Raw genomic sequence first — 26,381 nt, forward strand, 5'->3', positions numbered from 1 at the left:
GGAGCCCACGCCCACCTATGCTCCGCGTCGATCCCCCCCTCTTGAATTGACGTTCTTTGCACTTGTTCGGATCCCTCCCTTGCCAGGAAAGCCATCCATGATTCTTGCTCGAATCGCTGTCTGTTTTGGGCTCGTCCTTTCGCTCGCGCCAGTGGCTTTTTCCAAGACCATCGAATTTGGCCGGGATGTGCGTCCGATTTTGTCCGACCACTGTTTCGCGTGTCATGGGCCAGACGAACAGCATCGCGAAGCCGATTTGCGTCTGGATACGTCCGACGGCGTGTTGGGAGCGGTCCAGCCCGGTGAGCTCGACGATAGCGAATTGATCGCGCGGATTCTGTCCGATGACGCCGACATGCTGATGCCGCCGCCGAAGTTCGGGAAACCGCTCAGCCCCGAACAAATCGAAACGCTCAAGCAATGGGTTGCTCAAGGAGCTGTGTATAGCGATCACTGGGCGTTCCAGGCTCCTCAGAAAACCACGGTTGACGGTGTCGAGATCCGTTCGGCAACCACAGCGATCGATGCGTTTATCAACGCCGAGTTGGAACAGGTCGGGTTGAAGGCTAATGGGCCCGCGGATCGGCGAACTCTGCTGCGACGGATTTGTTTTGATCTGACCGGATTGCCTCCGTCCGAGCGAGATGCGGAATCCTTCCTCAATGACACGTCCCCCGATGCCGTCGAGCATTTGGTCGACCGCCTGCTCGCATCGCATCATTACGGCGAACACATGAGCCGATATTGGTTGGACTTGGTGCGGTACGGCGATACGCACGGATTGCACTTGGACAATTTTCGCGAAATGTGGCTGTACCGAGATTGGGTGATCAACGCATTCAACAGCAACATGTCGATGGATCAATTTATCACCGAACAATTGGCTGGTGACTTGCTTCCCGATGCCACGGACTCGCAAAAGATTGCCAGCGGTTTTAATCGCTTGAACGTGACCACAAACGAAGGTGGCTCGATTGTCGAAGAAGTATTTGCTCGCAACGTGATCGATCGCACCGATGCGTTTGGCACGGTCTTCTTGGGGCTGACGACTGGTTGCAGTGTGTGCCATGACCACAAGTTTGATCCGATCACCACGACCGACTATTACTCGCTGTCCGCTTTCTTCAACAGCTTGGATGGCAAGGCGATGGACGGTAACGTCAAAGATTCGGCGCCGTCGATTAAAGTCCCCACGGACGAGCAGTTAAAGGAAATTACTGAGTTCGATGAAGCACTCCGCGAAATCCGCGAGCAGATGGACGGACCGATTGAGACCGTCGATCAAGCTCAACTCGTTTGGGAACGCGGCCTCGGCAGCAACGATCTGCCCGAGTGGACAGTGTTGACACCCGAGTCTGTTATGTCGGACGCCAAAGTGGAAATGAAAGTTCGCGACGACCATGCCGTGGAAGTTGTCGGCAAAGTGGCTGCTAAAGACACCACGACGATCCTCACCCCGTTGCCCGCCAACACGCCTTGGAAATCGCTGCGATTGGAAGCTCTGGTCAATTCGCCCGACGAACGAGTCGGATTGTCATCCAATGGCAATGTGGTGCTGTCCGAAATTGTGTTGGAGATGCAACACGGCGACGATCCCGAAAACTGGATGCCCGTTCCGATCCGCAGTGCGATTGCCGACATCGAACAATCCAACGGGGCCTTTGCGGTGACCTATGCGATTGATGGCAAAATTAAGCCTAACGAAGGCTGGGCAGCTGCGGGACACGAGCAAACCGGCGGCCGAACCGCTTGGTTGGACCTCGGCACGCTGTTCACCGAAACGGCCGATGCGAAGCTGCGGGTGAAGTTGCAGTACCAATCACAATTTTCGCAGCACCAATTCCGCACGGTTCGTTTGTCGTTGTCCGAGACGATGCCGGCGGCCCCCGAGTCAAAGCAGATCCAACGAGGCCCGCTGCATAGCGTCGGCCCCTTTGCCGTCGCCACAACCGAACTGAGTTACGAACAATCGTTTGCTTCGCAAGCGGCTGCGTTTGATGCGAAACAGACATTTACGTACGAAGGGAATCAATACGAATGGCAACTTCGCGACGACGTTCCCGAAGTCCGCGTGAACTCGCTTGATACCGTACCGGACCACGGCAGCGTGAATTTGCTGCACCAAACCGTGACGTCGGCCGTCGCTCAGAAAACGACGTTGTTGCTGGGGACCAGTGACGGACATGTCGTCTATCTCAATGGCAAGCAGATCGCCATCTCGCAAGGGACGCAAGACATCGATCCGCTGGGTAAAGAGATCGAGTTGGATCTGAAGCAAGGGGACAACGATCTGTATATCAAGGTCGTCAACCATGATGGACCGTCGCTGATCTCCTATGCCTATCGCTCGCCGATCGTGGAGGTGTCCTCGTCGCTCGCCAAATTATTGGAAACGCCTGCAGCCGAGCGGTCGGATGCGGATCGCGAAGCACTTCGTACGTATTATCGCAGCGTCTACTGCACTCACCCCGATTGGCAAGTGCTTGTCGATCAAGACAAGGGGATTGCGGCGGCCAAGGAAAAAGTTGAAAGCGAATTTCCCACCACCTTGGTTTGGAAGGAACTCGAGAAACCCCGCCAAGCTCATATCTTGTTGCGAGGCGACTACGAACAACCTGGCCCCGCGGTTTCTCGTACGACACCTGCGTTTTTACCTGCAATGAATGAATCGGATCCCAACGATCGATTAGGGTTAGCAAAGTGGTTGTTGTCCGCAGAGCATCCGTTGACCTCACGCGTCGCGGTAAATCGGTTCTGGCAACAAGTGTTTGGCACAGGGCTGGTGAAGACCAGCGAAGATTTTGGTAGTCAAGGCGAACAGCCGAGTCACCCCGAGCTGCTCGATTGGTTGGCCGTCGATTTTCGAGAGCAGGGATGGGACATCAAACGATTGATGAAATCGATCGTGATGAGTGATACCTATCAGCGATCGGCGAAAGCCGAGCCGATCCAATTACAGGCGGATCCTCGCAACCGTTTGCTGGCTCGCGGCCCTCGATTCCGACTCGATGGCGAGATGTTGCGTGACCAAGCATTGGCGGTATCGGGATTGTTGGTGGACAAGTTGGGAGGCCCCAGTGTGAAACCGCCGCAACCCGATGGGCTTTGGTTGGCGGTGGGGTATTCCGGAAGCAACACGGTTCGCTTCAAAGCTGATGAAGGTGATAAAATCTATCGACGGAGCGTCTATACGTTTTGGAAACGGACCAGTGCACCGCCGCAATTGTCGACCTTTGATGCACCGAGTCGCGAGTCGTGTATTGCTCGTCGCGAGCGGACCAATACACCACTGCAAGCACTGTTGTTGATGAACGAGACTCAGTTTCTCGAAGCCGCGAAACAATTGGGGCGTCAAGTCACAGAGCGATCCGATCTGCAAACCGCCGAAGAGAAGATCCAGTGGGTATTCGAGCGAGTGACAATGCGTCCCGCTTCGGCGGCGGAAACAAGCGAGTTGACCGCATTGGTCAACGATTTGGTGTTGCACTACGCTTCGCAGCCTCAATCAGCAGAGAAATTGGTGGGCACGTCATCGGCGGAAACCGCCGCCTGGACCATAGTTTGTAGCACGCTAATGAACCTCGACGAAGTTTTGAACAAATAGGGATTATTGGTTTCGCTCCGATTTTTAACGTGACCTCAACCCATAGTCGAATAAGCAAAAACGAAACTTGAGAAAGATGATGCAAACGAATTTTGATTTTGAGCAGATGACGCGGCGCTCGTTTTTCTCTCGCTCGTCGGCTGGGATCGGCGCGGCGGCACTTGCGTCGCTGGACGCAGCGGCGGCACCCGCCTCGGTTGCCCAAAAGGGCGCGATCGGTGGGTTGCCAAGCTTGCCTCATCATGAACCCAAGGCCCGGCGGGCGATCTATTTGTTCATGTCCGGAGCACCGAGCCAGATGGATATGTGGGATCACAAACCGGCGATGGCCGATTGGTACGACAAGGACTTGCCGGAAACAATTCGAAAAGGCCAGCGGCTGACCACGATGACGAGCGGTCAATCGCGTTTTCCCATCGCACCGAGTATCTACAAGTTTTCGCCGCATGGAGCCGGGGGAACGATGGCGAGTGAGCTGATTCCTCACATGGCCAGCAAAGTCGACGATATTGCCTTAATCAAATCGATGTACACCGAGGCGATCAATCATGACCCCGCGATTACGTACATCTGTACTGGCAACCAATTGCCCGGTAAAGCGAGTCTCGGATCTTGGCTGAGCTACGGTTTAGGAACCGAGAACGAGAATTTGCCCGCGTTTGTTGTGATGACAGCGTCGTGGACCGGCCGCAAGGAAGCCCAAGCTCTTTACAACCGGTTGTGGGGAAGCGGGTATTTGCCAAGTAAATATCAAGGCGTGGCATTACGCAGCAGCGGCGATCCGGTGCTGTATTTGTCCAATCCCGCAGGCGTTGACCCTGCGGTGCGTCGCCGGATGCTTGATTCGCTGTCGCGATTGAACACAGCGACCGCAGACCGACTGGGCGATCCGGAAACGCATGCCCGTATCGCTCAGTACGAGATGGCGTTCCGGATGCAGACCAGTGTGCCCGATTTGGCAGACATCAGCGACGAACCAAAATACATTCTCGATATGTATGGTCCCGATGTGACGACGCCGGGAACGTTTGCCAATTGTTGTTTGATGTCACGGCGGATGGCGGAGCGTGGGGTTCGATTTACACAAATTTTTCATCGCGGCTGGGACCAGCACGGGTCGCTCCCCAAGGATCTACCCAATCAATGTCGCGACGTTGATCAACCTTCGGCGGCATTGCTAACCGATTTGCGGCAACGGGGGATGCTTGACGATACGTTGGTGGTTTGGGGCGGCGAATTTGGCCGTACTGTTTATTGCCAAGGCGGATTATCGAAAACCAACTATGGCCGCGACCATCATCCCAAATGCTTTACCGTTTGGTTGGCCGGCGGCGGGGTCCAAGGAGGGGTGGTGCATGGCGAAACCGACGAATTTAGCTACAACGTGGTCAAAGACCCCGTGCACATTCATGACCTGAACGCCACAATCTTACATCTGATGGGGATTGATGATCAGCGTTTTACGTATCCATTTCTCGGTCTTGATCAACGTTTAACAGGGGTAGAAGAAACCCGAGTGGTGAGTGAGATCTTGAGTTGATCGGCTCGCCCACTGTCGAGAACTCTCAAAAATACGATCTACTTTGCAAAACGAAACACTGATTGCCCTGCTGGGCCCTTCCGCGGATCCCGTTGCGGCGGGTTGGCGATTAAGAGAACTTGCCGAAAATGAATCGCTGGACGGTGCCGATCTGATCTCGCAACTGAGCGAGCAAGACGATCTGGTGCGTCGTTCGGACCCCGCTATTCTGGGCGGTTTGTTGCATGTGGTGCACGGCCGTGTGATGCGTTCGGCCGCAGAGAGCCAAGGAGAATCCTTTGCCAAGGTGGATCCAGAGCACGTGCGACGTCTCGATAAAAATTTGCCTGAGGCGACGCCCAACCGACATTTGTTGTTGCATTTGTTAGCGATGATCCAGTCCGATGAATCGCTTGCGGTGCTGATGGACCGGCTTGAGCAATCGCCGCCACAAAAATGGATGGACGCGGCTCAGGCGATCAGTCCATTGATGCAAAATCGTCAATGGAAAATCGGAATCGTATTCCCACGCTTGCTGCAATGTTTGCAGTACCCATCGCTTGCCGCACCGACGCTTGATCTTGCTAACTTTTTGGTGCGACAACGCAATGTCCAGCCCCATCCGGCAGCCGACAATCTGCCGATGCTGAATCTATTGCTGGGCGAAGTTAGTGGCCGGTTGGGACGATTCGAAGAAGATCCGCGTGCGTTTGGTGACGATGTGGAAACCGTGCAAGCGACATTGGGCGAAGCCGTATCGCTTGCGGTTTCGCTGTGTGATGCGATCAGCTTGATTGGCGATGAGTCGTCGATTGGAAAGTTGAACCAAACCGTCGAATTGAAGCATCGTCGTGTACAGTGTGAAGCTGCCGGAGCGCTGGCTCGATTGAAGGATGACCTTGGAATCAAGCGACTGTTGGAACTGACGAAGGATCCTGCAGCACGCTTGCGGGCGATTGCATACGCGGATGAACTTGGCTTTGGTGATCAAGTCGATCCGGAACTACGCTCCGAAATCGCGACCGCAGAGGCCGAAATGTCGTTGTGGTTGACTCAGCCTCAGCAGATGGGCGTGCCACCGACATCATTGGAAGTCATCGATTCGCGGCGGATGTTGTGGCCGAGTTTTACCGATCGCGTCGATGTGCATTTAGTGCGTTTTGAATACAGCTTTGGCGAACAAAAATACAGTAACGTTGGCATCACAGGGCCGGTCACGTTTGCCTTTTCCACCGATGTTGCCGATCTGCCGATTGACGATATTTATGCAATCTATGCGGGCTGGCATGCCGAGCATCCTGAGATATTTGCGATCGCGGCCGAGCATTTCAACGCGGTTCAGCAGCGTGCCATGAAGGACTACGTCAAGCATCTCGAGTCGTTAGAATACGAAGAGATCAAACCTGCCTTGCTCGGCTTTTTCCTGGACGAGCAAGCGGGCGTATTCACCGCCGTTCGCGACTCGACCGACTGTGTCGTCGTGACGGATGGCTTGGAAACGATCGACCAGGCCGTCGCAGGCCGAACGCGGCCATTGTCGCCCGGGGACGTCTTTAATCTGTATAAAGGGCGTAAGATGCTGCGAACTTTTAATCCTTCGTCGGAGATGTGATGGCAATCAAATTGGGGCCGGTCCAGGACGCGGAAAACCGAATTAAACGGGATTTTACTGAGTTTTCGCGACTTTGGAGCGATGTTCGCGAGGATTGGCTCGATGACCGGTGTCGCAAGTTTGAACAGCAGCATCTGACTACACTGGGACCAAGTCTCAGTCGGCTCTCGTCGGCAATGCAGGAGTTTTGTGACGTGATTCGGCGCGCCGATGAGGCACTTAAGGATGATTCCGTCGGCTCGGACAGGTTAGAATAAAGCGTTGGCTGTTCCCTAATTCGTCCCCGTCATCGATTGACATCGTTTTCTCTAGATCGCTGCTAACAATGAAAGATTCATCCGTTGGTCCAGCTGGACTGTTACATCCGACGCGACAACGCCGTCTGTTGGAAGGGCTGGAGCATCGGTTTCGATCCAGCGTGGCTGAGCATCAATCGCTGACCGAGCGTCATGCTCAGGAGAGCGAAAGCGAAGAATCAAACCTTGGCTCGCAACGTGCTGTTAAAACCGATGCCTGTCGCCACATGCGTCGAGGGATGCTGCTGGAGTGGGACGAGCAAGAAGAGAAGCTGACGAGCCAGTACGAAACGTTTGCGATCAAGAACCGTCAAGAACTTAATCGTCTCGGCGCCGTCTATCGCAAAAAAGCTAGCGTGTGGAAGGATGCGGTTGAACGCAAAGTCAAAGCAAGATGTACCGCGATCCATCATCAATACAACGAACGCAAAGACAAGCCCGGGATCCATCGCGACAAAGAGATCGAGCATATCGATCAAGCCCTCAATCCAATTTATCAACATTTAGAGTGGGCACGTGCGTTGACGTTGCGGCGACTCGATCAGTTGCCCGACGTGCCGCCAGCACAAACGCCTGAAGAGAATCAGCGGTTGCCAGCACCGCACGATGTCCGAGAATCGATCGAAGCCATCGATACACTGACGCGCCGCTGCAAACAGACGGTGGCGGAGATGCAGACCGGCGCGGCGTCGAAAATTGTCGATTCATTCTATCTGCCCGCTGGCGTTGGCGTCTTTATCGTCGTCTGGGCGATCGCCGTCATGATGTTGAAATTTGATCCGCCCTGGATTCCAATGGCAGCGGGAGTTCCGATTGCTGGAATCATTGGCTTCACTATCTTTTTGCTGCTGATGATGCCGCTGAAACGGATGACGCGAGAATTGCATCCGATCGTGGAACGCATCGCTGAAGCCGCAGAAGAATCGGCAGAGGCGGGGCGTAAAATCGCTGCCAAAACTGCCAAGGAAGCCGAGGTCGAGCTGCTCAACCAACGTGACGCTCATCTCGAAACCGCAGCACGTTGGCGAGCCGAGCAATTGAAACTGCTCGAACAAACGATCAACACCGAGCGTGACCAAGCGAAGCAAAAATTGGCGGGAGCACTGAGCCAAGCCAACAAAGAATACAAAGCGGCTTGGCAACGAGTTAGCGAAACGATGCTGGCCAAGGCCGACACGCTGGCAAGTCGAATCTCAACCGATTTGGCCGACACCGACCAAACGTTGACGCAGCAGCGAATCGCTGCGGCCCAGCGACGTGATGCCGAACGTGCACGCTTGGTCCAGCGGCTCGAAGAGGGGGTCCAGCGAGGACTCCGTCGTATTTCGGAGAGTACCAAGCAGGTTCATTCGCGATTTCCAAATTGGCAAACTGTGATCGAAAAGCCTGGGCCAACCGATTGGTCGCTCGATTATTTGCCGGTCGGGCGATTGCAGGTGAACCACCGATTGCGTCACGTGCTGGAGAGTACGCCCGCAGAAAACAACACGCCGCCCTCCCCGACACATAATTCTCAAACACATAATTCCCAGACGCATAATTCCCAGACGCATAATTCATCGCCATCTCCTACCGCAACATTGGCAAAGATCGATGTCCCCGAAAGTTTGCCAATCGTGCTGCACCGCCGATTGCATTGTGGCTTGCTGATCTCCGCGTCGCCGGAGGGACTCGATCAAGCGATTGACATGGCTCATCAGGTGTTGTGGCGAATGTTGACCGGCGCTGCGCCGGGGCGATCCAAATTGACATTGATTGATCCGGTCGGACGCGGCCAAAATTTCACAAGCTTCATGGCACTCGCTGACCATGACCCATCGCTTGTGGGACACCGCGTTTGGACGAGTGAAACGCAAATCACCGAGCGACTCGGCGAAATCGCGCAACATGTTGAAGATGTATTGCAATCGAGTTTGCGTGATCGCTTTCAGCGGATCGAAGATTACAACGAACTCGCAGGTTCGATGGCCGAGCCCTATCGCATGATCGCGGCGATCGGTTTCCCCGAGGGTCTGACCCGTGAAGGCTACAAACATCTGCAAGCGTTGCTCGAAAGCGGGCTACGCTGTGGCGTTTTCACTGTCATCGTTAGCGATAAATCCAAACCGTGGCCATCGGAAACGCCGTTGCCGAACACCGACAAATTGCTGCGTCTTGACCTGAACGACGATGGCGAGTGGCGTGTGATCCAGGATGGTCTCGATGATTTGCCGTTCCAACCTGATCCTTCGCCGCCCATAAAATTACGGTCCGCTTTGGTCGAAGAAGTCGGACAGGCTGCTATTGCCGCGTCGCGAGTAGAGATCCCGCTTGCGGACATTTTGAAAGATATTCAAGCCGCGGGCGGATCCACTGCTGACCGCATCAACATTCCCATCGGTAGCCAGGGTGCAAACCGGCACTTGTCTCTCGATTTGGGTGAGGGCGTTCGCCAACACGTCTTGATCGCGGGGAAAACGGGATCAGGAAAAAGTACGCTGCTGCACGCAATCATCACATCGGGGGCCTATCGGTACACGCCCGATGAGCTGCAATTCTATCTGCTCGACTTTAAGAAGGGCGTTGAATTTAAACCGTACGCCGAAGCAAGTTTTCCACATGCCCGTGTGATTGGGATCGAAAGTGAGCGAGAATTTGGCCGCAGCGTGCTGCAACGACTCGACGAAGAACTGCAGCAACGCGGCGAGAAATTTCGCGCCGCCGGTGCACAAGAACTGGACGAATATCGAAAGTCCAGCGGTCAATCGATGCCACGAATTATGTTGGTGATTGACGAGTTTCAAGAGTTGTTCATTCGCGATGACCGCTTGGCGGGCGATTGTGCGATGTTGTTGGATCGCTTGGTCCGGCAAGGTCGTTCGTTTGGAATGCATGTCGTTTTGAGCAGCCAGTCGTTGGCCGGAGCCTACTCGTTGCCACGTGCGACGCTCGGTCAAATGGCCGTGCGGATCGCAATGCAGTGCAGTGAAGCTGACGCCGCGTTGATTCTCGCCGACGATAACACCGCCGCTCGATTGATCAGCCGTCCTGGCGAAGCGATCTACAATGATGCCGGTGGTTTGATCGAAGGCAACCAACCATTTCAAGTCGCATGGCTGTCCAATTCCGCTCATCGCGAGATGTTGCAGTCGATCGCACATCGAGACCAAGGCCACGTTCAATCTCTACCTCCGGCGGTGGTGTTCGAGGGAAATCGACCTTGTCGCTGGACGCCGGTCCTAGCAAACCAGGTCGTGCCTTCGTCCGAGGACAAATCGCTGTACGGATTGCTGGGTGAAGCGGTCGAAATTGGGCCTCCGGTCGCCGTGAAATTGACTCGGGACACGGGCCGCAATCTATTGGTAATGGCACCAGCGGATTCACGCGGAGCCGTCGTGGCGACCTGTGCGGCCAGTTTCTTCAAATCCGATCCGCGTACCGAAGTGATTTATTTCGACGGCGCACGCGTTGATGACGGCGAGTCTGTGGGGCCATGGCTAAGTGAATCAGGCGTCTCGTCAAAAATAATCAAACTGCGTGACGTTGAAAACGAGATCGTTCGTGTGCATGGGATTGTTCAAGAACGGATGAAGGAAGATGGCGATTTTCCTCCGATCATTTTGGTCATCGATCCGCTTGAACGTTTTCGCGACTTGCGACAAGAGGAATCGTTTAACTTTTCACTCGATGCCGCCGCAAGTTCCGTCAGCGGTGCAACGGCCCTGCAAGAGTGTTTGCGTGATGGTCCGGCGGTAAATGTGTTTTCAATCGTGGTCAGCGGTTCGGCGGAAACATTGTCGCGATGGTTGCCGCGTGCCTCGCAACACGATTTAGAACTGCGAGTGCTGGGACGCATGAACGCGTCGGATTCCGCTCTGTTAATCGATACGCCAATGGCGTCCGAATTGTCGGCTGCCACGATGTTGCTGTATGACGATACGGACGGGCGGATTAGCAAGTTCCGTCAGTGCGATCTTCCCGATCCGGCTGACGTAAAAGCTTGGCTGACGTCCTCCTGAATTTCAGTGATTCGCCAATAGGTAGTCCAAATGGCGAGGCGTCAACCGGCCGAACGGCCGATGTCATTTTGAGACGCCGCGGCGTTGTCGAAGTGACGGCACTTTGGAATTCGGGTTGCGTGAAACACGTAAAAAATGCGGTTATTACCGTTTGGCACGTCCAGTGCATTGTGAAACTCCTATCTCTCAAACCACGATTATGGAGCCAACGATGTCACGCCTATTCACTCTCGCCACCTTGTTATCAGTAGCCTTTGCATCCGGCCAAGCCGATGCCCAAGTATCCACGCCAACGCAGATTCAGCATTCGCAACCGTATTACGGCCCAACGCATGGAGGTAATTGGGGCCACGATTATTGGCACCCCGCCCCCGCACCCCACGTTCCCAATGTGGTTCAGTTGGACGACTATGCGGACCAGTTAGCCAAGGTTGCTCGCCATCTGCACGAAGATGCCCACAAGTTGTCGCAGGACTACGAGCATTCGCATTCGATCGAAGGCTACGTGGATCAGATCGATCGACTGCAACAGCACATGCATACGATTTTGCACGAAGCGGCTGAGCAGAACCGACAATCCACAGGTTTGACTGAGCACATCAAGAGCGACGTACGTCAAGCGAAAGCGTTGTTGGCTCGGCTGTATGGTGAACTACAGCATCAAGGCTACGATGGGGCACGCACCAATGATTTTTATGCGATGGCCCATATGCGAGAAGTGATTGTGTCCGAAGCGAATCCGTTGATTCGTCAACTTGAGATCGCACTGTATGGATATTCGCAGTCCAGTGACATTCATAGCAGCTACCGTCATCCGGTACCATCACCATGGTACGGCCATCCTGGAATCCACCACCATCACTAGTCATCGTCGCCGGCCGTCTCTGACGTCCGAGTTACCGTTGCAAAGCGACTAGTTCGATTTGGCGGCGATGACCAGTCGGCCTCGCATGCCGCTTCGTAGCCGCGTTTGGGGGTTATCAACGGTAGCCCACAAACGCACTTGGCCCGTAACCGGATGGACTTCGGGTGAAACAAAGGTCACGCTGCCGCTGAACTCAGCGGGGCGGTCGGAAGCATCGTCCAGTCGAGGAAGTTCTTCGCAAATAAATTGCACGTGCCGGCCGACCAGTTCCGAGCCGTATTTGCGGCCGTCGATGAAGCACTCCACACGAATCGGGTCGAGCGAGATGACTCGAATCAGCGGCTTGCCTGATTCCACAGACTCACCCGGCTGGACTGTAATCTCCGCCACTTGGCCACCGACACTGGCGCGGATTGCGTGATCTTTGACTCGTTGTTCCGCGATCTTGACCGCAGCCTGTTTTTCGCTGGTGTGGGCGATGGCGACTTGTTGTTTATGTTCGGCTTGTTCAATCGCAAGCACCGCTTGATCAACGACAAGCCGCAGTTTCTCGACTTCTGAATCGCTAATCGCCCCTGCGAACTTCGTATTGGCCTGCTTGGATTGCTCGAACTGACGCACGTGGAATTCCTTAGCCCGGCGAGCATATCTTGCGTCCAGATCACTATCGCTTTCCAACTTCGCCGCGCGATGTGCGGCTACGGCGGCCTCAAGTTCGGTGCGAAAGCGTTGGTCGTCTAATTGGATCAGCAACGCGTCCGGTAGAACGGAATTGCCTTCGCTGACTAGTACTTTTTCTACCACGCCAGAGATCGGCGATGCGATAAAGGTGTTGTGAATCAGCGATACCTGAGCTTCGGAGACTTCGAGTTGCTGTTCGCTAGGTTTCTGAGCAAAACTTTGCGTCGTGCTGATCAATGCGAGTGCCAAGAAACCGAGCAGGGTTTTGGCGCGGGGGTAGCGAAAGATCATGGGCTGGCTAGCTATGTCGAGTTTGGAATGTTTCATGGGCGGGGCATGCGATTGTATCTCCATTGTGAATGGAGTGCTTACTACAATCAATGCTTAGTACTTTATGCGATTTCTGCCAAGGAAGAACGAAAATATGGAAGATTCATCTAATCTCGCTCTTGTCATTTCGACCGTCGAGTTGGAGGCGGACGCCCAGCGGTTGGCAAACGAATTGGTGGCTCAATCACTTGCAGCATGCGTGCAAATTGACGGTCCTATCCAGAGCGTCTATCGCTGGAACGGCCAAGTGGAACACGCCAGTGAATTTCGCTTGATGATCAAAACCACACTCGCCGTGTGGCCGATCCTGAAAGAACGTTTACTGAAATCGCACCCATACGATGAACCCGAAATTATCATGCTGCGAATTGCCGGTGCAAGTGAAGGCTACCAAGCCTGGGTCGTCGACCAAACAACCTAACGTAGGTTAGGCTATCCGTAGCGAAACTCGCTAAGAGTTTTGAGCGGGGGCAGGGATGGACGAAAGTCTTCGCGACTTTCGCTACGGGAATGTGAGATAGGCTTCCAGCATTCCTTCGCTGCTCAATACTTGGGTAGTGGACGAGGCAACGAGTCCTTGCGGAATGGTGGCGTGGCGGGACTCGTAGCTTCGTCCACTACGGTCTCACTACAGCAGCACAATCACGCCGATGACAGCCGCACCAATCGCGGTCACCAGCACCGCTGAGGCGGCTGTGTCCAATGCATCCCCGATCTCAGGATGACGCTGAGCATGCAGGACGCGAACGAGTCGTTCAATGGCCGTATTCATCAGTTCTGCGGCGATGACCACCGTGATTGCCAAAACCAAGACCGCCCAACGCCACAATTCAAGTTTCAAATAGGCCGCGATCGACAGCACCGTAACGGCGGCAAGCACATGCAACTGCAGACTGGATTGATCACGAAATGAGATCCCCAAGCCGCGGAACGCGACCGCAAACTTCATAATCCAAGTTTGGATGAATCGCATTACTCCAGCCCCTCGACGCCCGGCGGCGGAATCAATTGTCCACCCACATTGCCGAGTCGTGCGGATGGCCAGAAGCGAGGTTCGATCATAAAGCCGAAGCCGACGTTGTCACGTCCGCTGTCAACATTGACTCCCAGGCGAACCAAAAACGATTCGCCGATACGAGTTAGCCCGAACGATTGGCCGATGTTCCCCGTAGCGCCAAAGTCGTAGGTCATCCCGGACGAGGCCAGCCATTTTTCGTTTAGACGATAATCCATTGCGCTGCGGAATACCGTACTGCTGATCGGCCCTTCGAGCGACAACAAACCGAGGTAGATGTCCCCCACGCCAGGACGACTGGTTCGTACGCCAGCACTGATCGAACGAAGTCCCGAATCGAAAAAGTCAAAATAACCATCGCTCAACAAACTGACACGATCCCCAATGTGGTAGGCGGTGTCATAAGTGGCAGGGCCAATGGTCTCGCCAAAATTGTCCCGATCCGCTTCCGGAAATAACAACACGTCGGTGTTGAAATGGAACAAGTCCACAATCCGTTCAAGTCCGGGTAAACCGCGTTTGGTTTGAAATCGTTGATCAAGTCCAAGTCGGACCTGTTGCAAATCGTCCGCGATCACATCACTGCCGCTGACGACATATTTCTGTGTGCCTTGACGTAGTGCATAGGTGCGTGGGTCAAATGTAGCGGGCAGCATTCCAGCGTAATCGCTGATGATAAAACGACGCCGGAATTGTTCTTGCGAATTGTCGTCCAGTGGATCGTACAGCGGCAATTCGTCGAGCGACGTATCACTGTCTGCGTAAAAGTAGTCGACTTTCCACTCCAGTTTATGTGCCAATCCGCGGATGTTTAGCAAACTGCTTTGGATCGTAGGATCGACCCGCGACATTGGGAAACTTGCCCGCACCCCGCCTTGTCCCAACAACCGAGTCAACGAATCTCCGTCGCTTGCTTCGCCATAGTGGGCTGCCTCGCCGGAAACGTAGGGCACCACTTTGATCGGGCCTGCTTGGACGGGCAACGATAATTCTTGACGTGTGCGAGCGACGATACCCGAACTTTGTCGTTCGCCAGGAAGCGTCGACATCGCGGCCGCTTCGGTTGAATCGTTGGCGATGTCCGCCGCGTTCAGACGCGAATAGTTGATCTGGTTGTGAGCCGACCAAGTAAACAAATCGGCAAACAACGAACCACCAATCAAGTAGTGATCCAGTCCCGGCAGTTGTTCGGTTTCTTGATAGAAATCGTTGACTTGGGCGTTAGCGGATAGCTCCAGTAGGTTGCTGCCCCAGTACTTGCGAAGTCGCAGCGAGGTATCCTGGTCTTTTTTCTGGTCCCAATCTTGTTCGAAATACTGCTCCAGAAAATTACGATCGCTCAGGAAACCGAGTTCGGCCACCAGTTCGTAGTCGTTGGGCATGATCTGCCGATGCTGCAAAAAGACTCGGCCGCGATAGGTTTCTTCGGGAGTCAGGTTTTTGCGACCTCCGCCGAGCGTATCGGTGCCTTTGTCGTCAATTCCCCAGGCATCGAAATAGCCCTTCGTCGGGCCGGGGACGCCAAACAATCCTGGCAATTGGTAATTCAGTGTGGTCCCCAACGCAGGACCTCGATCGCTGAAGTAATCGGTGGAAAGTTCCCATTTCAAACCTTCCGGCGCATTTTCGATGCCGAGCACTTGCAGCAAGTTAAAGTCCAGCAGAAGTTGGCTGCCGAAAATACTGTCGTTCCGCGCACTCGCTCCGCTGAGATAAAAGGTCGGTTCGCGCAGCGAGGTTGCAAACCGAGGCCAATACAAAATGGGGAATCCCCCCAAGTACGTAAAGTTGTCTCGACTGCTAACGAACGGATCACGTTGTACCGTCGGAACGCCGGTGATTGGATCAACAACCGTGGTGGTGCGGTCGGTCAGCTCCAATTGTTCGCTCTGCAGCCAATAGCGTGGAACGCCCATCCGGCTACTTGTTACCGCAGCGTCAAAGGCGACAAAGTTGCCTCGCGCGACTTGCTGCATCACGTCGGCTTTCAGGCGAACAATTCCTTGATAGCTGGGGATCGTCGTGATCGTTTCCGCATCGAGCACAATCCCTTGTTCGGTATTGATGTTGTAGTACATCGACTCGGCGTAAATGATTCGCTCACCTTGACGCACGACAATGTCGCCTTCGAGGTACAGTTCGCCTTGTGCTTCCGATAGGTTCGTGGATCCGTTGAACAGGTTGGTCACGAGTGGAAGCCAGCCAACGATGCGATCGGCCGAAAGCGAAATCGTGCCCAATTGCATCAGTTCGCCGCTCGGTAATTGAGCTGAGACGTCACGAACGAGCACGGTCACACCGCCGCGTGCGACGATCAGCGTTTCACCCGCTTCGGGACGGTTGATCGTTTCGATTTGCGGCGGCATCGACGAGCCGCGGGCAAGCACTTCAACGCTTCGTGTTCCGCCGCCGACAAAGAATTGGAATCCGCCGCTGGTCGCCCCATCGGACATCGTGATCGGTGGCGGTGAATTGGCGAAGCCGTCCGTCGGCAGCAAGCTTCCCGGGGCAACATCGAAACTGACTTGTGGGGGAACCACGTTAGGCGAGACGGACCAATTGCTCGGTCCCGACAACACTTGCTGTCCTGGTTCCTGCGCCGGTTGGAACGCACCGCTGTCGATACCGGGGTCGGCAAAGACTGGATTGGCAAAGTTGGGTTGTTGTAGCGGGGCGGACTGGTATTGAGTTTGCTGGACTGAGCCTATCGATTCGGCGCCAGTCGATTCGGCGCCATTTGGGTCGATGCCAATCGATACAGCGCTAGCCGATTTGTTCGCATTTCCTGAGCTGGATTCACCCGAAGCAAGTGCGACCGTCTTGGCCCCGAATCCTAGCCGTGGTGGCTTGGAGGGCTTTCGGTATTGCATCAAACGTGGTGTTAGATCGGGGACTCCGCGATACAGCGGCGCTTGAACTTCGGGATCCATTAGCGTCAGAAAATCCATGACGCGAGGACCCGAGCGGGTTCCGTTGGGCAGTTGAATACCGTCGGCGACCACTTCGCTGCGAACATGGCCGACATCACCGCTGACGACGACCAAGATCGATTCGGCCGCGATGCGTTTGTCGCCGTGCTGCAACACACAATCGCCCTCTAGCAGTGAGGCTTGCGACGTGCCGATGGCCCAGCGATAGATCACATTGCCACTGACACGGACGGGATCCGCACTAACATCGGGCTCGATTGCATTGCCTATCGACGGCAACCATGCTGCCATCAAGAACAATGCGATCATAGAAATCCCATATCGCTGCGACGAATATGGGAAACGTGAATGCGCAGCCGTCCTCTCAGGTTCGCGTGTTGTCCACTTGAACCTGGTGAAACGTATATCGGTGGTGGCTTCCTTGCCGACCAAATGCGTCGTATCCCGTGAGTAAGAGTCTCGCGGAGTATACGAATGCTTTTCCTTCGATCACAACCGAGAAAATCACGCAAAAACGGGGTGAATCACTAGTTTGTCACAAAATTTTCCGCGTGGAACACAGTGAAACTCGGCCTCTGGAGTTCAGCTCGGCTCGGCCCACCCACGGCGAAAGCCCTCTACGTTGGTAGCGGCGCGAGCGGGCTGTTGGTTTAGTTAGCCGTTTTGGCGCTAGCCACGGTTTCGTCACCATCCAACCGAGGCAGCGGCTTGTTGATTTAGTGAGCCGCTCGCGCGTGAGCGGCCGGGTTCCACGCATTACCCGGTGCCTTACGGCCCACGGCTCACCACTGGGATTTGCATTTCGATTAAATCAACAGCCCGCTAACGCCGAAACGGCTAACATAACAGCGATGATGTCGTACTAAATCAGCAGTCCACGCTTAGTCCACACTTCTTTATTTGGCGGCCGCCGTTTCCGACGAATCGGCCGCTGCGTCGGCGGTGGCTCGTTGACGCAGCACGTCGCTGAGTCGCTGGCGAATCAGCGAGCCCCATAATTCGTACCCAGGTGGGCTCAAATGCAGTTTGTCGCCGACGAACAGCTCCGGCCGTGGGTGATCGTCGGCGGTCAAATAGTGCTCGGCGGTGGGGATGAAATAGGTATCAGGCGTCGTCAGGGCGATTTCTTTTAATAGCGAGTTGACTGCCCGGATCTTGTCCCACGACGCAAACCGACTCTCACAGGGCGTGATCTCGACAATCAACACAGCAGCATCGGGTTGGTGGGCTCGCGACACCCCGACGATGTAGCGTACCCATGCTTCGATCTGCTCCAGCGAGTGATCGTCGGGGCGGCCGGAGACATCGTTGGCAACAAACATCACCATTGCTCGGTATTGAAGAGGCTCGATCAATCGTTTTGCAAAAACCGAAACGTCGCTGAACTTGGATCCGCCATAACCTCGCTCGATACAGCGAAACGGAGCCATGTCGGTTGCGATCGAGTCCCAGCGGCGGACACTGCTGCTGCCGATAAACAAGATCGCATCTTCATTGCTTTCTAGCGACTCGTTTTTCTTTTCGAGCGAAACGATCTCACGCTGCCAACGCTTCAAAATGGCTTCACGGTCGGCTGCGGTAATCGCCACCTCGTCGGAAACCGGCACGTCACTCGATACCACGGGGGCATCCGAAGCCGCTGTGGCATTGGCAGCAACGGGGGCCGGTTTTGGTTCGGCAGCCAGATTTGGTTCGGTGGGGGGGGCGGCAACGTCTTGAGCCATCGAGGTGTGAAAAGCCAAAAACGCAACGCAAAAAACAAAGGGCGTCAACAATTGTCGCATCAGAAGTGTTCCTAGGCAGGCGGGATCGGTGGGCGTCGTCGAGTAGTCGAGGGACTTGTTATAGTTCATGGCGAGCCGGAAAACATCGTAGTCGACACGTGTCCTCTGCGTGAACAAAAAACTTCAAGTCGAGTGAGGTCCCATGAAATTTCAGTGCCCTGCCAATCCTTTTCTAGCCCTCTTGATCGCGGTGATGACGCTGCAAAATGGTTTTGCCATCCCCGCCGAGTCTTCTCCTCAACCTAAAACGCCATCCGGCGATGCTGCGATCAATCAGCTGTTGGACCGAGTTTGGGATTTCCAACTGACAGAGTTTCCGTTGTTGGCAACGGATGTCGGAGACCCGCGAGGACAAGATCGATTGGCGGACCAGAGCCTCGAAGCGATTGAGCGACGCAGCAAGAAGGCGACAAAATTCTTGGCCGAACTTCAGTCGATTGAGCCGCAATCTCTGAGCCCACTGCGGCAAATCGACTACGCGATTTTGCAGCAGAGTTTGGAATCGGACATTGCGGATCATGAATTCCAGACGCACTTGATGCCGATCAACAATCGCGAAGGATTTCACATTTCGTTCCCCGAGATGCCTCGGGTGATGAATCCACGAACTCGCAAAGACTTTGAAAACTACGTCAGCCGACTCAAAGCGTTTTCCGAGTACACGGACCAACACATCGCGCGGATGCGAAAAGGAATCGACGTGGGGCTGACTCAGCCTGCGATCATTCTGCGTGACTCGGTCGACCAAGTGATGGCTCAAGTCGTGGACGATCCGTCGATGTCTCTGTTAATGACCAACATCAACGAAGAAGCCAAAGATCGCTTTGACGCCGAAACTTGGAAACAGATAACTGCTGAAATCGCCGCCGCAATACAATCAAGCGTGATCCCGTCGTACCAACGGTTGGCGGATTTTCTAAAGGACGAGTATCTGCCGGCGTGTCGCGGAACCATAGGCGCTTCATCCCTGCCTAATGGGCGGGCGTTCTACCGCGACCGCACCCATCGTTTTACTACATTGGATATTTCGCCCGAAGAGGTTCACGAGATCGGGAAACGCGAGAACACACGAATTCGTGAAGAGATGGAGGCGATTCGCGAACAGGTGAAATTTGATGGCGATCTGCCAGCGTTTTTGCACCACCTTCGCACTGATCCCAAGTTCTATCCAAAAACGGCCGACGAGTTATTGCAGCGCGTAGCTTTGGTGCTCAAGCGTGCGGACGGTCGGTTGCCCGAGTTGTTTGGCCGCTTGCCACGGATTCCCTATGGAATTCGTGAGGTCCCGGATTATGTCGCTCCACAAACAACATCAGCATACTATTGGCCGCCGGCGACCGATGGTTCTCGTGGCGGTTTCTACTACATCAACACCTACAATTTGTCGTCGCGGCCGCTATACCAAATCGAGTCACTGTCGATGCACGAAGCGGTTCCCGGGCATCATTTGCAATTGGCGTTGCAAGCCGAACTTGAAGGGATGCATCCGCTTAGTCGGCAAAGCAACTTCACCGCGTTCATCGAGGGCTGGGCGTTGTACAGTGAACGACTTGGAAAGGAAATTGGCTTTTACAAAGATCCGTACCAGGACTTTGGCCGGCTGAGTATGGAGGCATGGCGAGCGAGTCGATTGGTTGTCGATACCGGCATCCACTACATGGGTTGGAGTCGCCAGCAAGCGATTGGGTACATGCGGGAAAATACGGCGCTGAGCGAACACAACATCGTCGCCGAAGTCGATCGTTACATTGGATGGCCCGGCCAAGCACTTGGCTACAAAATGGGCGAGCTGACAATCTCGCGTTTGCGTGCTGAAAGCGAAGCCGAACTCGGCGACGCGTTTGACCTTCGTTCGTTTCACGACCGCGTTTTATCGGTCGGGTCGATTCCGCTGCCGCTACTCGAACAGCGGATCATCGAGTGGCGGGCCGAACAGGCCGAATTGCAACGGTAAAGAGAGCACCCGGCCAAAATTCATAGCCCGATGCATTAGTATTGAAGTTGCCGTTTGGGTGCCGGAGGCACCTTTGACGATAGCCTTGGACTTTAGTCCAAGGTTGTCGGCTGATCTGGTTAGACATTTGGCCGCTAGACTCTTTGGGCTTGTTGTGATTTTTAGTTGCGCCGTTTTTCTGCCACCTCTCCACCAACTTTGGAGGTCGTGCAGGTTTTAAGTTGTTTTAACGACTGGGTTTAGCGCAAAAAAAATTGACCTTCGTTTGGATTGGGATTTCGCACAGAATGTGCGTCGCTGTTCTTTCCAAGCCATACGGAGGTCGCCATGAGCATAAACGATTCAGAGACGATTAAAAAGTCAGTTATCGCCCCGTCCCTCTGCCAGCAAGCGATCAGCGATGGAAACAAATTGATGCCAAACTTCCGCCGGACGATCTTGCACGAATTGTTCGCCGGCAGGTCGAACAACTCGATCGTAGCGAAGTCGATCGGTTGTACAGCGTTAGGGGCCAGGAGCCCTACGATCCAATTCTGCTGTTGCAGATGGTTCTCTATCAGTACCTCAAGGGACGACTCAGCCCTGCAAGTTGGGAGGAAGACGACTCAGCCCTGCAAGTTGGGAGGAAGAAGCCAAGCTCAACGAAGCGATGCAATGGCTCGGTCATGGATACACGCCGGCTCGTCGAACTTGGTATGATTTTCGTGATCGCATCGGCGACGTCATTGAGAGGCTTCATGACGACGTGACCCAACGGGCCATCGAGCAAGGGCATCTTGACCCGACCACGGTGGCTCTAGATGGCACGTCGATTGCCGCCTGTGCATCGCGGCTCGGATGGTCAATCGCAACACTCTCCAGAGGCGACAGGAACTCTTAAAAGAACTGATCGACGGCACTTACTGCCGAACCGATCCTCTTCCAAAATGGGTGCCGCCAACGGAGTCAGGCCGACAAGATTTGGCCTCTCGAATCGAGGCGGCCGCCATCGTACTGGAGCAACGGATTAATGAAAACGCTAAAAAGCCGAGTGATAAACGCAAAGATCCTGACAAGATCACCGTCAGCTTGACTGACCCCATTGCGCCGCTGGGCCGCGATAAACGCAAGACGTATCGGCCGTTGTATACCGTTCAATTTATGGTCGATCCGGTCAGTCGACTGATTGTTAGTTATCTGTGTCAAGCCTCTGCAACCGATGCGGGCACGCTGGCCCCCATGATCGACAAGACGCAAAAGATGTTCGGCGGGCAACTGAAGAGGGTGCTGGCCGATGGCAGCTACTGCAGCATTCTTGACCTTACTGACGCGTGTGATCGGAACATTGATCTGCTGGCACCGCCATCGGCCAGCGGTAGCGCTGCAAAGCGGAAGTCACGCAGCGGCGAAATTCAAATTCCCCGCGAAGAATTTCGTTTTGAAGCCTCATTGAATTGCTATGTGTGCCCGCAAGGTCACCGCTTAGCCTATTTGTGGCGAGAAAAAAAGATGCGTATGGGCGACCGATACGTGTACCAATCGACCTATCAGTGTGACGCGAAGTTCTGTGAGGGATGTCCGTTGGCCGAACGCTGTCTCAGCGGTAAAGGCCCACGACGAATCAAGCGAATCGAAGGCGAAGAGATGCTGGAGGCTCAACGCGAGAAGATGGCAAGTGAATCTTGCGAGACGCTTTATCGTTTACGCGGGCAAACCGTGGAACTCTCCTTTGGCGACGCCAAAGGGAACCGGCGAGTGGACCGCTTTCACGGTCGCGGAATAAAGCGAGCCCGCTGCGAGACCGGTCTGTTGGTCCTAGCTCAAAATCTCCTGCGTCTGGATAAACTACAGCAAAGAGCCATAAGTCTAGGAAAACAAACAGCTTAAAAGCTGCACGACCTCTTTGTTGGGGGAGAGGTCGAACGGAGCCTTCAGCGACGTTCGGGTGAGGGGGCTGACCGAGCAAGCCACTCGCCGACGATAACACCGTTTGCACCGGAATTGCTCGGATGATAGCGCGGTCGCCCCCTCACCCGAGCAACGCCTAAAGGGCGTGCTCGACCTCTCCCCCGACTTCGTCGGTGGAGAGGTAACTGCAGCATAAGCCGGAAGAAAAACTTACCCTCAATATCCGACGACAAGCCCAACGTTTAGCAGTCCAGGATTGCGATTCATCAACGAAAAAAGCCCCGCCTGGAAATGGGTTCCAGTGGGGCTTTTCTGTTTGTCTTTCTTATCGCAATAAGATGACGTTTGTCAGTGGATCTACGGGGTGTAGCTCTGCTGGACATCTTCGCCGAACAACAGCATCAGTCCGCCGCCACGCTGCGGTTTACCGTCGCCGTAGGTGTAACCCGCTTCAAGTGCTCGTGCGATCCGTTCGGATGCTTCCGACAAATGAGCACGTGAATAGGCATCCATCGTCTTGCCACATTTCTCCAGTGACGCATCGATCCGTTTCTGCAGACCCTTCAGCTCCATACGAGCCAAGTTGCTGATCGGCTTGTATGCAGCGGTCGAGCTGTCTTGTTCAAGAACAAGGTCAACGAGCCGCTGCATGTGTTCGCGTTGCAAGTTGCGACGCAGCGAGCTGATCATGGTTTGACGATCGTCTCGGCTCTCAGGACAATCTTGATCGAGTTCGGTCCAGACGGCGGTGCCAATCGTGTCCAGCAGTTCAGGCAGCGTCAACGCGTCCTGGTCTGATGGCAGTCGCATCTCGTTGTCATAAACGCGGCGAAGCGTCGTGGGGTTCATCAACAAGGTCAACGAACTTGCTTGAGCGGCGAGGATGCGATCATGGATCGGCCAAGTCGCTTCGCTGCTCATCGAAGTATGTCCTCCGCCATCAAGCCATTTGTCGACACTCATGCGTTCGAGCAACTCGGGGGTCAAACCGTACGCGTCATCGGTGAACGAGGTTTCGATCACGTACTTCAGGGCTTCGCGTTGCTGTTCCGCAGGAACAACTTCGACAGGGGGACGATTGCCAGGATCGCCCTTCTTGTCGCGGTAGATAAACGCACCTCCGACCCAGTTGGCCATCATGCTAACGCTGCGGGTCTGCAGGCCTAGTGTCAATTCGTAGCCACGTCGAGCCTTGGCCCAACTGTCGCCCTCTTTGACAAATTTGTCCAGCAAACGTTCGCGGTACAATTTGACCAGCTTGGTTTGCTCTTTACAGTACTCAAGCGGATCAGCAGCGAAGTCGTAACGTCGTGCCAATGGATCCGGGCCGCTGGTGTCTTCGTCGGTTGCGTATTGCAACTCAGGTTCACTGCATCGCTTCAGAATCTCCGGCAATTTCTTTTCATCGGCGATGTAGCCGTATTCGATGGCCCAATAATCGTACGGTCCGATGTCGATCATTGCGTAATCGCCTTGCGTCTCACCCGCTTCGTAGCGGTAATTGATCGGCGAGTAATCCATCACCGATGCGGCAAACGTCTTCTTGCCTTTGACGTCGTTGCTATTGATGTCCGCCAACTTCATCATCGCGGATGCTTTGAAGTTGTGACGCAGACCGAGCGTGTGCCCGACTTCGTGGGCGACCAAGTCAGCTAGCAGCGGACCGACAAACCATTCCGGCATGCCGTCGACAAGGTCGCTGAGCTCCTTCTTGGCTTCGTCTTTTTCATCATCGGATTTCGCTTCTTCTTTGTCCTCGGCTGCCTTTTCTTTGTCGGCATCCTTGTCATCAGCAGCGGATTTGTCATCCGAGGACGCTTCGGTTTTAGCGTCCGTTTGTTCAGCCTTGGCTTTTTTTTCTTCCTTGTCCTTCTTCTTTTTCTTAGCGATTTCTTCGTCCGCAAGCAGAGCGAGGCTCCAGTTCATGCGTGCGATCGCCAGATCAAGATTCTTTCCGCTGGCCGCCATGCACAAGCCGTTCTTTTGGCTGACATGGCCAAACAGTCCGTCGTATTCATCGTCGCCCAACAAGGATGCGTCGGCCTGAGCCATTGCGTAACCTGACATCGCGCCACGTGCTTGACGAGCGTGCTCGATTTGCAATCGGGCGGTGTCTTCGGGGCGAGCAAAGCGAATGCGTGGATCCCAGTTGGGATTTTTGGCAAGCCATGCGAGTGTTTCAGGGCTAGTTCCTTCCATTGCCAATTTCGGCATCAGATCGTGGTAGTTGAAATTGAAGTGACGAATCCAGCCATCGGTCAAAATAATGTCGGCATCAAGGATCTCGCCTGTTTCGGGGTGCACTCGGCTTGGGCCGATCGCGGTACCGACGTCGTTGTTCAACCAGCGAATGAAGTTGTAACGCACGTCCTCTGGAGCTTTCTCCATGTGCGCGCCACTTTCGGCGTCTTGGTATTCGATCACAATCGCGTCGACGAGGCCTACTTTTTCAAATGCCTTGTTCCAATAGTCGACACCATTTTTGATCCAACGACGGTAGCGTACCGGTGCGGTGTGTTCGACATAAAACCGAATCGGTTTTTTAGGAGGACTGAGTTTGAGTTTGGGATCGCGTTTTTCTAAGTTCCAGCGATTGATGTAACGGACACGTGTGTCTTCGTCTTCATATTTGCTGAGGTCCGAAAACGCGGTAGTGAAATAACCGATACGCTCGTCGGCTTTACGTGATTTGAAGCCGTTCTTTGCATCGGGGACTTCGCTAAACGAATAATGAATGGTCTGCAGTTTTCCACCATTGCCGACGATTTCGAAAGCGACTTCGACGTTTTCAGGAAAAACCTTTGCTGTGTCAATCTTTTGCAAACGCGAGTTGGTGATGCGTACCGACGATCCGAAGAAACGCGTTGCGTTGTTGACCAACAATGAATCCATGTCGATCACGGGTCCGCCATTGGGACCGGTCGCTAGGATTGCAACATCCAGCAAGACTTCATCGGTGAATAATCGTTTGACGGACGCTTTGGATTCGGCGTCGCCGGTCGCACGAATGTCGAGGTTCGGCGAGATCAACGCCAATCGGTCGCCGTAGCGACGCCACTGAACCACCCAGTCGCCCGATTGCAATCCGGCGTAACGGTCACCACTGCCCACCGTCAATGCAATAAAGTAACTCTTGCCCGCAAACGCTTTGGGCAGTTCGCCCAACAGCTGAGCGTCCTTTTCGCGTTGCCACAGGTTGAACAACCCTTTGGGGTTTTGCTGGTCCGACACTGGCACCGCGGTGTAGCCTTCGCTGACTTTGTCAAACGGGGCTAAGTCGGCATAGCTACTGGGGACAACCGTCACTGCAAAAACGGCGGCTGCAAGATACTGAATTGGTTTCATTCCGATCACTTCGGCTCTCTTTGATTATTGCCAGAAAACAGGAACACTGGAAAAAGGAGGGCAAGTGACTTGTGGGGAAGTCACTCGATTTTTACCGCAGGCAGGCTGCGTCCATGCGTGAGGATACTACGTCTATCTAGGATAGTTCGCGTATTAGCCTCGTTCGTTCTTTACGGGCTCGACGTGCCAGATGGTTCATCCAGCCGCCCTGCCTTATCCACTTTACCCGATAAATCGATACAGGCTATATGCGAAAAAGCTAGAAATCGCAGCGGGAAATCGCTTTGATGTCAGTATCCGGGGGGAAAGTGCATCGTCATTGTCCCAGGGCAATGCATCGATGTCGTCGAGGAGACCGACGCCTGTGAGACCGCTTCACAGCTCGATCCGAGCATGTCGTTCGGAATCTTCCGGTAAAAACTCGGTCATTCCGTGAGCCGCTCGCGCGTAAGCGGCCGGGTTCTAGCGGACCGCCGGTTTAGTGAGTTGCCGGTTTAGTGAGTTGCCGGTTTAGTGAGTTGCCGGTTTAGTGAGCCGCTCACGCGTAAGCGGCCGGGTTCC

The 26,381-nt window shown here is 54.5% G+C and carries 14 protein-coding genes; 9 read left to right on the top strand and 5 right to left on the bottom strand.

Going from position 1 to position 26,381, the window contains the following annotated elements:
* Nucleotides 1–97 precede the first annotated feature (97 nt).
* The 6 genes from SH528x_RS05085 to SH528x_RS05110 all read left to right on the top strand — a co-directional run bounded on the left by SH528x_RS05085 (nucleotide 98) and on the right by SH528x_RS05110 (nucleotide 11,894).
* The gene (locus tag SH528x_RS05085) at nucleotides 98–3,604 is read left to right on the top strand and encodes a DUF1553 domain-containing protein (RefSeq protein WP_442509446.1); all 3,507 of its coding nucleotides are present in this window, start codon (nucleotides 98–100) and stop codon (nucleotides 3,602–3,604) included.
* Nucleotides 3,605–3,683: 79 nt separating this feature from the next.
* A complete protein-coding gene (locus tag SH528x_RS05090; RefSeq protein ID WP_442512080.1) occupies nucleotides 3,684–5,144 on the top strand; it encodes a DUF1501 domain-containing protein in 1,461 nt (486 codons plus the stop codon).
* A 43-nt stretch (nucleotides 5,145–5,187) separates the two neighbouring features.
* Nucleotides 5,188–6,735: a HEAT repeat domain-containing protein gene (locus SH528x_RS05095; RefSeq protein ID WP_442509447.1), complete on the top strand. Its 1,548-nt coding sequence runs from the start codon at nucleotides 5,188–5,190 to the stop codon at nucleotides 6,733–6,735.
* The gene (locus SH528x_RS05100) at nucleotides 6,735–6,992 is read left to right on the top strand and encodes a hypothetical protein (protein WP_442509448.1); all 258 of its coding nucleotides are present in this window, start codon (nucleotides 6,735–6,737) and stop codon (nucleotides 6,990–6,992) included. Before SH528x_RS05095 ends, SH528x_RS05100 begins: the two co-directional genes overlap by 1 nt.
* A gap of 68 nt (nucleotides 6,993–7,060) precedes the next feature.
* Nucleotides 7,061–11,029 (top strand): FtsK/SpoIIIE domain-containing protein, encoded by a 3,969-nt coding sequence (locus tag SH528x_RS05105; RefSeq protein ID WP_442509449.1) that lies wholly within the window; start codon nucleotides 7,061–7,063, stop codon nucleotides 11,027–11,029.
* Nucleotides 11,030–11,240: 211 nt separating this feature from the next.
* Nucleotides 11,241–11,894, top strand: coding sequence for a hypothetical protein (locus tag SH528x_RS05110; RefSeq protein ID WP_442509450.1), 654 nt, complete (start codon nucleotides 11,241–11,243; stop codon nucleotides 11,892–11,894).
* A gap of 48 nt (nucleotides 11,895–11,942) precedes the next feature.
* Here SH528x_RS05110 and SH528x_RS05115 read toward each other — a convergent pair whose 3' ends face one another.
* On the bottom strand, nucleotides 11,943–12,902 hold the full coding sequence (locus SH528x_RS05115; protein WP_442509451.1) for an efflux RND transporter periplasmic adaptor subunit: 960 nt from the start codon (nucleotides 12,900–12,902) through the stop codon (nucleotides 11,943–11,945).
* Between the two features lie 97 nt (nucleotides 12,903–12,999).
* On the opposite strand from SH528x_RS05115, the gene cutA reads away from it, so the two are divergent.
* Nucleotides 13,000–13,326: a divalent-cation tolerance protein CutA gene (gene cutA / locus SH528x_RS05120; protein ID WP_442509452.1), complete on the top strand. Its 327-nt coding sequence runs from the start codon at nucleotides 13,000–13,002 to the stop codon at nucleotides 13,324–13,326.
* A gap of 207 nt (nucleotides 13,327–13,533) precedes the next feature.
* Here the strand turns inward: cutA and SH528x_RS05125 are convergent, their stop codons facing one another.
* From SH528x_RS05125 to SH528x_RS05135, 3 genes are all read right to left on the bottom strand, one after another.
* Nucleotides 13,534–13,878: a diacylglycerol kinase gene (locus SH528x_RS05125; protein WP_442509453.1), complete on the bottom strand. Its 345-nt coding sequence runs from the start codon at nucleotides 13,876–13,878 to the stop codon at nucleotides 13,534–13,536.
* Nucleotides 13,878–17,159 carry an organic solvent tolerance protein OstA gene (locus SH528x_RS05130; protein WP_442509454.1) on the bottom strand — a complete coding sequence of 1,094 codons (3,282 nt, stop codon included), beginning with the start codon at nucleotides 17,157–17,159 and terminating at the stop codon, nucleotides 13,878–13,880. The genes SH528x_RS05125 and SH528x_RS05130 overlap by 1 nt, the downstream gene beginning before the upstream one ends.
* Nucleotides 17,160–17,746: 587 nt before the next feature.
* The gene (locus tag SH528x_RS05135) at nucleotides 17,747–18,703 is read right to left on the bottom strand and encodes a GDSL-type esterase/lipase family protein (RefSeq protein WP_442509455.1); all 957 of its coding nucleotides are present in this window, start codon (nucleotides 18,701–18,703) and stop codon (nucleotides 17,747–17,749) included.
* 73 nt (nucleotides 18,704–18,776) lie between these two features.
* Between SH528x_RS05135 and SH528x_RS05140 the strand changes: the two genes are divergently transcribed.
* Both SH528x_RS05140 and SH528x_RS05145 read left to right on the top strand, forming a co-directional pair.
* Nucleotides 18,777–20,588: a DUF885 domain-containing protein gene (locus SH528x_RS05140; RefSeq protein WP_442509456.1), complete on the top strand. Its 1,812-nt coding sequence runs from the start codon at nucleotides 18,777–18,779 to the stop codon at nucleotides 20,586–20,588.
* 837 nt (nucleotides 20,589–21,425) lie between these two features.
* Nucleotides 21,426–22,454 carry a transposase gene (locus SH528x_RS05145; RefSeq protein ID WP_442509457.1) on the top strand — a complete coding sequence of 343 codons (1,029 nt, stop codon included), beginning with the start codon at nucleotides 21,426–21,428 and terminating at the stop codon, nucleotides 22,452–22,454.
* 378 nt (nucleotides 22,455–22,832) lie between these two features.
* On the opposite strand, the gene SH528x_RS05150 is transcribed toward SH528x_RS05145, so the two are convergent.
* The gene (locus tag SH528x_RS05150; protein WP_442509458.1) at nucleotides 22,833–25,820 is read right to left on the bottom strand and encodes a zinc-dependent metalloprotease; all 2,988 of its coding nucleotides are present in this window, start codon (nucleotides 25,818–25,820) and stop codon (nucleotides 22,833–22,835) included.
* Nucleotides 25,821–26,381: the final 561 nt, after the last annotated feature.

Origin of the sequence: Novipirellula methanifontis (genome assembly GCF_052161655.1) — a bacterium.
Lineage (GTDB): Bacteria > Planctomycetota > Planctomycetia > Pirellulales > Pirellulaceae > Novipirellula.

Coding starts and splice junctions, on each gene's coding strand:
- SH528x_RS05090 (WP_442512080.1), top strand. CDS start 3,684: ATGCAAACGAATTTTGATTTTGAGCAGATGACGCGGCGCTCGTTTTTC.
- SH528x_RS05085 (WP_442509446.1), top strand. CDS start 98: ATGATTCTTGCTCGAATCGCTGTCTGTTTTGGGCTCGTCCTTTCGCTC.
- cutA (WP_442509452.1), top strand. CDS start 13,000: ATGGAAGATTCATCTAATCTCGCTCTTGTCATTTCGACCGTCGAGTTG.
- SH528x_RS05145 (WP_442509457.1), top strand. CDS start 21,426: ATGGTCAATCGCAACACTCTCCAGAGGCGACAGGAACTCTTAAAAGAA.
- SH528x_RS05130 (WP_442509454.1), bottom strand. CDS start 17,159: ATGATCGCATTGTTCTTGATGGCAGCATGGTTGCCGTCGATAGGCAAT.
- SH528x_RS05135 (WP_442509455.1), bottom strand. CDS start 18,703: ATGAACTATAACAAGTCCCTCGACTACTCGACGACGCCCACCGATCCC.
- SH528x_RS05110 (WP_442509450.1), top strand. CDS start 11,241: ATGTCACGCCTATTCACTCTCGCCACCTTGTTATCAGTAGCCTTTGCA.
- SH528x_RS05140 (WP_442509456.1), top strand. CDS start 18,777: ATGAAATTTCAGTGCCCTGCCAATCCTTTTCTAGCCCTCTTGATCGCG.
- SH528x_RS05125 (WP_442509453.1), bottom strand. CDS start 13,878: ATGCGATTCATCCAAACTTGGATTATGAAGTTTGCGGTCGCGTTCCGC.
- SH528x_RS05150 (WP_442509458.1), bottom strand. CDS start 25,820: ATGAAACCAATTCAGTATCTTGCAGCCGCCGTTTTTGCAGTGACGGTT.
- SH528x_RS05100 (WP_442509448.1), top strand. CDS start 6,735: ATGGCAATCAAATTGGGGCCGGTCCAGGACGCGGAAAACCGAATTAAA.
- SH528x_RS05105 (WP_442509449.1), top strand. CDS start 7,061: ATGAAAGATTCATCCGTTGGTCCAGCTGGACTGTTACATCCGACGCGA.
- SH528x_RS05115 (WP_442509451.1), bottom strand. CDS start 12,902: ATGAAACATTCCAAACTCGACATAGCTAGCCAGCCCATGATCTTTCGC.